8 protein-coding genes and 1 pseudogene are annotated in these 8,019 nt (G+C 72.2%); 6 read left to right on the top strand and 3 right to left on the bottom strand.

Translation table 11 applies throughout. The features are described 5' to 3' along the window. From ACWEOZ_RS43835 to ACWEOZ_RS43845, 3 genes and pseudogenes are all read left to right on the top strand, one after another. Positions 1–196 (top strand): annotated as a pseudogene (locus ACWEOZ_RS43835) (hypothetical protein); the annotation flags it as partial. Beyond that, positions 193–1,167: a sensor histidine kinase gene (locus ACWEOZ_RS43840; protein ID WP_451916594.1), complete on the top strand. Its 975-nt coding sequence runs from the start codon at positions 193–195 to the stop codon at positions 1,165–1,167. The pseudogene ACWEOZ_RS43835 and the gene ACWEOZ_RS43840, both read left to right, overlap by 4 nt. 20 nt (positions 1,168–1,187) lie before the next feature. Next, positions 1,188–2,396 carry a pyridoxal phosphate-dependent aminotransferase gene (locus ACWEOZ_RS43845; RefSeq protein WP_451916595.1) on the top strand — a complete coding sequence of 403 codons (1,209 nt, stop codon included), beginning with the start codon at positions 1,188–1,190 and terminating at the stop codon, positions 2,394–2,396. Positions 2,397–2,408: 12 nt separating this feature from the next. Here the strand turns inward: ACWEOZ_RS43845 and ACWEOZ_RS43850 are convergent, their stop codons facing one another. Further along, the gene (locus ACWEOZ_RS43850; RefSeq protein ID WP_451916596.1) at positions 2,409–3,128 is read right to left on the bottom strand and encodes a mycothiol-dependent nitroreductase Rv2466c family protein; all 720 of its coding nucleotides are present in this window, start codon (positions 3,126–3,128) and stop codon (positions 2,409–2,411) included. Between the two features lie 149 nt (positions 3,129–3,277). Here ACWEOZ_RS43850 and ACWEOZ_RS43855 point away from each other — a divergent pair, with 149 nt between their 5' ends. After that, the gene (locus ACWEOZ_RS43855) at positions 3,278–5,497 is read left to right on the top strand and encodes a serine hydrolase (RefSeq protein WP_451916597.1); all 2,220 of its coding nucleotides are present in this window, start codon (positions 3,278–3,280) and stop codon (positions 5,495–5,497) included. Between the two features lie 10 nt (positions 5,498–5,507). Here ACWEOZ_RS43855 and ACWEOZ_RS43860 read toward each other — a convergent pair whose 3' ends face one another. Together ACWEOZ_RS43860 and ACWEOZ_RS43865 are read right to left on the bottom strand one after the other, a co-directional pair. Beyond that, on the bottom strand, positions 5,508–6,260 hold the full coding sequence (locus ACWEOZ_RS43860) for a DinB family protein (protein ID WP_451916598.1): 753 nt from the start codon (positions 6,258–6,260) through the stop codon (positions 5,508–5,510). 85 nt (positions 6,261–6,345) lie between these two features. After that, complete coding sequence (locus tag ACWEOZ_RS43865) at positions 6,346–6,729, bottom strand: VOC family protein (protein ID WP_451916599.1); 384 nt, start codon at positions 6,727–6,729, stop codon at positions 6,346–6,348. A 67-nt stretch (positions 6,730–6,796) separates the two neighbouring features. Here ACWEOZ_RS43865 and ACWEOZ_RS43870 point away from each other — a divergent pair, with 67 nt between their 5' ends. Further along, a complete protein-coding gene (locus ACWEOZ_RS43870) occupies positions 6,797–7,345 on the top strand; it encodes an RNA polymerase sigma factor (RefSeq protein WP_451916600.1) in 549 nt (182 codons plus the stop codon). Next, positions 7,342–8,019, top strand: a 678-nt coding sequence (locus tag ACWEOZ_RS43875; protein WP_451916601.1) for a hypothetical protein, incomplete at its 3' end; no start/stop codon positions are given. The genes ACWEOZ_RS43870 and ACWEOZ_RS43875, both read left to right, overlap by 4 nt.

The raw sequence follows: 8,019 nt of genomic DNA on the forward strand, positions 1-8,019 counted from the left end.
GGCGCTGCGCTACCAGCGCGTCGACACGCTGGTGGCCCTGGGCCTGGCGGGTCTGGTGAACCTGGCGATGCTGGTGATCGCGGCGCGGCTGTTCTGGCCGAGGGCGGAGACCCGGTCGGGGACGCCGGCAGTACCGTCGACGTCGCCACCGCCGGGCACACCTGGCAGGTACGGGTCCGCCCGACGACCGAGTTGATCAGCGCCGCCCGTACCGCCGCCGCGCCGCTCACCCTGCTCGGCGCCGCCCTGATCAGCATGCTGGTCGCCGCGGTCCTGCTGGCCGCCGACCAGGGCCGCACCCGGGCCGAGGCGCGGGCCCGGCGGGCCGCCGCCGAGCGCCGCGCCGACCTCGACCGGCACCGGGCCGCGCTGGCCCGCGAGCAGGAGGCCCAGCAGCGGCTGCGGGAGCAGGCGCTGGCCGCCGAGCAGCGGTTGCGCGAGCAGGAGGACGAACTGGCCGGCTTCGCCCGGGCGGCCTCCGATCACCTGCACGCCCCGCTGCACACCATCGCCGGCTTCACCGAGCTGCTGCTGGAGGAGGGCGACCCTTCGCTCGCCCCGGCCACGCGCGGCTTCCTGGACCGCATCGGGCGCAGCACCGGCCGGATGCTGACGCTGGTCGACGACCTGCTGACGTACTCGACCACCAACGACGCCGCCCTCAAGCTCGGGCCGGTCGACACGGGCGGGCTCGCCCTGGGGGTCGTGGCGGCACGCCTCGACCACGTGGACGGCGAACGACCCAGCATCGACGTGGGCGAGCTGCCCGCGGTCACCGCCGACGCCGACCTGCTCGGTGAGCTGCTCAGCCAGCTCATCGACAACGCGGTGCGCTTCGTCCGGCACGGCACGGCGGCCCGGGTGACCGTGGCTGCCCACGAGCACGCTCCCGGCCTGGTCCGCGTCGAGGTCGCCGACCGCGGCATCGGCGTACCGGAGGAGCAGCGCACCCGGATCTTCGCGCCGTTCCACCGGGCTCCGGCGGCCGAGGGCTTCCCCGGCACCGGGCTGGGCCTGGCCGTCTGCCGCAAGATCGTCACCCTGCACGGCGGCGAACTGGGCGTCGAGGCCAACCCGGGCGGCGGCAGCGTCTTCTGGTTCACCCTGGCCGCCTCGCCGGTGGCACCGGTCACCGGACCCGAGCTGCTGGCCGCCGACCTGGCCTAGACAGGCTTAGGCTGGGCCGCATGGTCGAGCAGGCGAGCAGGCTCAAGAACGTCCGGTACGACATCCGTGGCCCGGTGCTGCGCCGCGCCCAGGAGCTCGAGGCCGCGGGGCACCGCATCCTCAAGCTCAACCTGGGCAACCCGGCCCCCTGGGGACTGAGCACACCGGAGCCGATCGTCGCCGACATGGTGATGCACCTGGGCGACGCCGAGGGTTACAGCGACGCGCGGGGCATCTACTCCGCCCGGGTCGCCGTCGCGCAGTACTACCAGACCCTCGGGGTCTCCAGTGTGCAGCCGGATGACGTGTTCCTCGGCAACGGCGTCTCCGAGCTCATCGTGATGTCGCTGCAGGCGCTGCTGAACACCGGCGACGAGGTCCTCGTGCCCAGCCCGGACTATCCGCTGTGGACCGGCGCGGTGACGCTGTGCGGCGGACGGCCGGTGCACTACCGCTGCGACGAGACCCAGGACTGGGCACCCGACCTCGAGCACGTGGCCGCGCAGGTCACCCCCAGCACCCGGGCCATCGTGATCATCAACCCGAACAACCCCACCGGCGCGGTCTACTCGCGGGAGACCCTGCTGGGCCTGCTGGAGATCGCCCGGCGCAACAACCTGCTGGTCCTGGCGGACGAGATCTACGACAAGATCCTGTACGACGACGCCCGGCACGAGTGTGCCGCCGCGCTCGCGCCGGACCTGCTCGTGCTGACCATGAGCGGGCTGTCCAAGGCGTACCGGGCGGCCGGCTTCCGGTCGGGCTGGATGGCGGTCAGCGGGCCGACCACCCACGCGTCGGAATACCTGGAGGGCCTGCAGCTGCTGGCCAACATGCGGCTGTGCCCGAACGTGCCGGCCCAGCACGCCGTGCAGACCGCGCTCGGCGGCTTCCAGAGCATCACCACGCTGATCCGGCCGGGCGGACGCCTCTACGAGCAGCGCAACCACGCCTGGCGCAAGATCAACGAGATCCCCGGCGTGGACTGCGTCCGGCCGGCCGGCGCGCTGTACCTCTTCGCCCGGCTGGACCCCGAGGTCCACAAGATCCGCGACGACCAGAAGATGATCATCGACCTGCTGGAGCAGCAGCTGATGCTGCTCTCCCACGGCACCGGCTTCAACCTGCCCACCCCGGACCACCTGCGGATGGTCTTCCTGGCCCCGGTCGACGTGCTCGACGACGCCACCGACCGGCTGCGCCGCTTCCTCGAGACCTACCGCCAGTGACCTCCGAGGTGCCTACTTCTTGAGACGCCGGCTGCCGGCGTGCCAGTCCTCGATCTTGCCCGTCTCCTGGGCGGTGACGCCGAACGACGGCAGCTGCGGCTGCTCGCGCAGGCTGCGCTTGAGCTCGGCGAATCCGGGGAACCGGGCGAGGCCGACGACGTGGTCCCACAGCTCGGCGGCCTGGTCCTCGTCGGGCAGCCGGCTGATCACCGGCCCGAAGAACGCCACCCCGCCGGGCGGCTCGAAGTGCACGATCGGCGTGCCCACGTCCTTACCCGTCAGGGACAGCGCCTCGTCCGACTCGGCCTGGATCTCCGGGTCGCGGGACGCGTCGTCGAGGAACTCGGCCAGCGAGACCGGCAGTCCCGCCTCGGCGAGCGCGGCAGCGGCCAGCTCGGGCGTGCCCTGCCAGCCGGGCGCCCGGCCCTCGTCGAGGCCGGTCTCGAAGATGCGGGCGCCGAACGCCGCGTACAGCGGGCCGACCGCGTCGCGACCGCGCTTCTCCCGTACGGCCGAAGCCACCCGCAGGAGGCGCAGCCCGGCTATGTGCTGGGCTTCGTACTCCGGGGGGAAGTGGCTGTCGTAGTCGACATGCGCGTTGACGTGACGCAACGAGATGAACCGCCAGTCGACCGTGTAGTCCCGCTGGGCCTGCACGATCCGGATCCACTTGCTCGTCATCCACGCGAACGGGCAGATCGGATCGAAATAGAAGTTGACGTCAGATGTCATGTGGGTGACTCTCCCACTCATCCTTCCAGTGGTCACCGGCACCACCGGCCCCGGCGTCTGTCCGCTCAGCGCGGAACTCGCCCGTTCTGCCTGCTCAGCCCTGGTACGCCTCCTGGGAACAATCAGCTCTTCGACCCAGGAGGCACTGCATGCGTACCCGAAGTCTGGCCATCGCCGCCGCGACCATCCTCTGGCTGGGGCTCGCCGCGGCCCCGGCCCCAGCCGCTCCTCGCGACGATCCTGATCCCGGCCGGCTCCAACAGTCGGTCACCGCCGTCCGCGACCTGCTGCACAAGGCGGGCGACCGGATGCGACCCGGCGAGGAGGTGACTCCACCGCCGGCCGGCGCGGATGCGATCCGCGCCGAGACGGCCGGGCAACCACCCGCGGCCGTGCTCACCGACGGCGCCGCACCGCCGCTCTACCGTGACCGCGAGCTGAACTGCGAGGTGCCGGCCTTCGCCGAGTCCCGGTTCGCCGGCTTCGACACCCAGGTCACCACGATGATGAAGGACTGGGGCTTCATGACGGCGTCGCTCGCCGTCGCCAACGAGTGCGGCACCATCTACGACCAGGGCTACGGCCGGGTCGGCCCGTGGTGGGCCCGCAACGCCCCGCCCGGCAAGGTCACCGACCTCGGCCCGGTGACACCCGACAACGAGCTGTTCCGCATCGCCAGCATCACCAAGCCGCTGACCGCCGCGGCGATCCACGACCTCGACGAACGCGGCCTGCTCGAGAAGACCGACTACGTCTTCTGCGTGAAGGGCGGCCCGGCCAACTGCATCCTGACCGTCGACCTGCCCGCCGGCTTCGACGAACGCATCGCCGACCTGCGGGTCAAGGACCTCGTCGGGCACCGGGGCGGATTCGACAACAACAAGACCACCGACTACCTGTTCCGTGCCTGGGAGGTCTACCAGGCCCGCAAGCTGAACGCGCCGCCGACGCCGCGCGACTTCACCGAGTTCATGCTCGGGCTCGGGCTCGACGCGGCCCCCGGCGCCGAATACCACTACTCCAACCTGGGATACCTGATCCTGGGAATGGTGATCGAGCAGGCCGGCAAGCTGCCGTACCGCGACTACGTCTATCAGCGGCTGCTGGCCCCGCTGGGGATCGCGTCGGGCGACGTGGTGCTGTCGCGTACCAAGCGGCTCACCCGGAACACCCGTGAGCCCGCGTACTGGTGCGTCGACAAGAACTGGAACGCCAACGTGCCGATCAGCACCTTCGCCGGCGAGGCCGGGAAGCGGCGCTGCTACGCCGACGGCGGCTGGGTGCTGGAGTCGATGGCCGCGCACGGCGGGCTGTCCATGTCCGCCTCGGCGGTGGCGACGTTCTACGCCCACTGGTGGAACTTCGGCACCCCGCGTACGGCCGAGACCTACTGGAACTTCCCGGCCGGCACGAAGATCGCGTACTCGCACAACGGCCGGCTGGCGGCGACCCAGACCGTGGCGGCCCGCTGCGTCAACGGGCTCAACGTGGTGCTGCTGACCAACCAGCACGCCTGGGGCAGCTTCGACTGGGCCGCCGCCGAGCAACGGCTGTGCCGGGCCGCCGACGACTTCCTGGCCCAGGGCCCGTACTACTCGACCATCTGGGAACGCGACGGGCGTGACTGGCGCTCGCACCACGCGACCCCGGCCGCCGGCTACCAGGCCCTGGTCGACGCGACCAAGGCCGACGGCTTCCGGCTCGTCGACGTCAACGGCCACCGCGGTGACACCGGTACGACCTACGCCAGCACCTGGGTCCGCAACACCGACGGCACGCCCTGGGCCGCCACCCACGGGCAGACGTTCGCCGCCTTCACCACCCGCTTCGACGAGCTGAGCCAGGCCGGCTACCGGATGACCAAGGTCTCCGGCTGGCTCGACGACGGCGAACCGCGCTACGCCTCGGTCTGGACGGCCAACCCGGACAAGCGGTCCTGGATCAGCCACATCCGGATGACCGGCGCCGAATACCAGCAGCACGCCGACGAGTACGACGCCAAGGGCTACCGCCTGATCTCGGTGGACGGCTACGAGCTGGCCGGGCAGGCCCGCTACGCGGCGGTCTGGCTGGCCGACCCGGGCACGACCGGCGGGGCGCACACGGCGACCCCGTACCGGGCGATCCACGGCGCGACGGCGGCGGCGTACCAGGCCTGGTTCGACGCGGCGGCGGCCGACGGCTTCCGGCTGACCGACAAGGACGTCTACACCGTGGGGCCGGCGGTGCGCTGGGCGGCGGTCGCCACCCGGGACGACGGACCGCCGACCCGCTCGTTCAGCACCTGGAACTTCTACACGTACCAGCCGCGCTGGGCCCAGCAGAAGGAGGCGGGCTACCGGCCGGTGACCATCTCGGCGTACCGCTGAGCAGGCCGGCCTACCGGGATCGGGCCGCCAGGACGCTCAGGTCGCGTTCGGCGAACAGGCGGTGTTCCCACTCCTCGTTGAGAATGCACAAGAGGCACTCCCGCACCGGATAGCTGTCCGGTGCGGGCCAGCCGGCGCCCTCGACGGGTGTGGTGCTCGCGGCCAGTGACTCGTCGGTCAACCCGTCGAGGACCCGGCGCACGGTGGCCGTCCGGTCCGCCCGCAGCGCCAGAACCTCGTCCAGCGACGGGCGCGCGTTCCGCTCGCGCAACCCGGCCGGAGGATCCCGGAGCTGGTCGAACGGCAGATCCAGCGGATCCCACGGGCGCGGGTCGCCCAGCATCACCCGGGCCACCCAGGCGTCGGTGGCGAACACCAGGTGGCGCAGCGTCTGGATGAAGGACCACTCACCGTCCACCGACTCGTGCAGCAGCGCTGGGTCGAGCCGCCGGGCCCGCGCCACGGTCTCGTCCCACCGCTGCTGCACGAGCTCCCACGCGTCCCGGAAACCCGCCGGGTCGTCGGGCCGCATCTTGACCCGTTCCGGTTGCCGCCGGTCCAGCTCGGCCTCGATCAGCGGCCCGACCGCCACGCCGTTGACGGACAGGCCCGAAACGTCACCGGAGATCTCCGCGTCGCGCAGTTCCACCCCGCGCATCACCACCCGGCTCAGATCGGCCTGCTCGAAGCGCGCCCCGGTCAGGTCGGCCAGGAGGAACCGGGCACCAGCCAGATCGCTGTGGTCAAAGGTCGCTCCACGCAAGCTGCCGTCCGACGCTCCCACTGCGGCCCCCCCAGGCTTCGCGACGATGGTCACCCGACCGTAGCGGGCACCTCCGACACTCTCCCTACTCCGCGGCGTGCCGTTCCGCGGCCGAGCGGGTCACGCAGAATTCGTTGCCGGCTGGGTCGAGCAGCACGACCCAGCCGGCGCCGTCGGGCGTGCGGTGGTCGCCCAGCACGGACGCGCCCAGGGCCAGCAGGCGGTCGACCTCCGCGTCGCGGCCCCGGTCGCTCGGTTCGAGGCAGACGTGCACCCGGTTCTTGACCTGCTTGGGCTCCGGCACCGCCTGGAAGTACAGCCGGGGCCCGCCCGGCGGCTCGATGACGACCTCCTCGTCGCCGGGTGCGCACTCCGGGTGGACCGGGTGGCCGATCACCTCGGCCCAGAAGACCGCCAACGCGTACGGGTCGGCGCAGTCGAACGAGACGTTGCGGATGAGCGAGACCATGCCGGCAGAGTAGTAGTGATCCACCCCGTGATGGACATGAGTGGACGTGACCAGATCCCATGCCCCTATGACGGCCGATCCTCCGACGGGTGCCGAGCCCGCCGCCGAGGCCGCCTTCCGAGCCCTGTTCGAGGCCGCGTACGACGATCTGCTCCTCTTCGTCGAGCGGCGCACCCACGCCCTCGCCGCGGAGGACGTGGTCGCCGAGGTCTTCCTCACCGCATGGCGCCGCCTCGACGACGTCCCGCCCGGCCTGGATCAGGCCCGGGCCTGGCTGTTCACCGTGGCGCACCACCTGCTGCGCAACAGCCGGCGCAGCGACAACCGTCAGCAGGCCGTCGCGTTGCGCATCCTGCGCGAGCCCGGCGCCGCGGAGAGCGGGGCGCCGCCCGACGACGTCGCCGCCCGGATCGACCTGACCCGGGCCTGGGCCCGGCTCAGCCCGGGCGACCAGCAGGTGCTCACCCTGACCGTGTTCGAGGACCTGACCGGCCCGCAGGCCGCCCGGGTGCTCGGCATCTCCGCCACCGCCTTCAGCCTGCGGCTCCTGCGGGCCCGGCGCCGCCTGCGCAGACACCTCACCGCCGTCCCCACCGAACCGGGAGCCACCTCATGAACGACAACCGACTCGACCTCGACAATCGGCTGCGCGCCGCGGCCACGCCGGTGACCCGGGGACGGGTGCGGCAGGCGTCGGCCCAGGCGCTGCTGGAGCACATCGTCACTGTTCCCCGTACCGCCGAGGGCGCAGCCAGGCCCACCGCCCGCCGCGGCATCCGGACCCGGTGGGCCCTCGCCGGGGCGGCCGCCGTGGCGGTCACCGGCGCCGCCCTGATCGTGCCCGGCCTGGGCGGCGGCGACCAGGCGTACGCGTCCTGGACCGCCACTCCGGCCGCCCTGCCGGCCGGCGACACCCGCGAGCTGAGCCAGGAGTGCGTCCGGGACAAGCTGCAGCCCGAGTACGGCTACACCCCGGCCGAGCTCGCCGCGGCCAAGATGGTGCTCGGCGAGCGCCGCGGCGACTACAGCTACCTGTCCATCGCCACCCCGAGGTGGACAGCCACGTGCTTCCGCGACAAGGCCGGCGACGTGCATCAGGGCAGCATCATGGAGTTGCCGGTGACCGACGCCGCCCTGGGCCGCAAGGGTGTCGAGCTGCAGGGTTGGGGCCAGCTCAAGACCAGTGAGGGCTACGCCCCCCGCCTGGTCCTGGCCGCACTGGTCGCCGCGGTCATCGTGACCGCCGGTTGCACGCTGCCGGTGTTCGCCCCCGACGACTCCGACGGTGCC

It is taken from the genome of Actinoplanes sp. NPDC004185 (genome assembly GCF_053603475.1).

Excerpts from the sequence above, each read along its gene's own strand:
- ACWEOZ_RS43845 (WP_451916595.1), top strand. The coding sequence starts at position 1,188 with ATGGTCGAGCAGGCGAGCAGGCTCAAGAACGTCCGGTACGACATCCGT.
- ACWEOZ_RS43850 (WP_451916596.1), bottom strand. The coding sequence starts at position 3,128 with ATGACATCTGACGTCAACTTCTATTTCGATCCGATCTGCCCGTTCGCG.
- ACWEOZ_RS43855 (WP_451916597.1), top strand. The coding sequence starts at position 3,278 with ATGCGTACCCGAAGTCTGGCCATCGCCGCCGCGACCATCCTCTGGCTG.
- ACWEOZ_RS43865 (WP_451916599.1), bottom strand. The coding sequence starts at position 6,729 with ATGGTCTCGCTCATCCGCAACGTCTCGTTCGACTGCGCCGACCCGTAC.
- ACWEOZ_RS43870 (WP_451916600.1), top strand. The coding sequence starts at position 6,797 with ATGACGGCCGATCCTCCGACGGGTGCCGAGCCCGCCGCCGAGGCCGCC.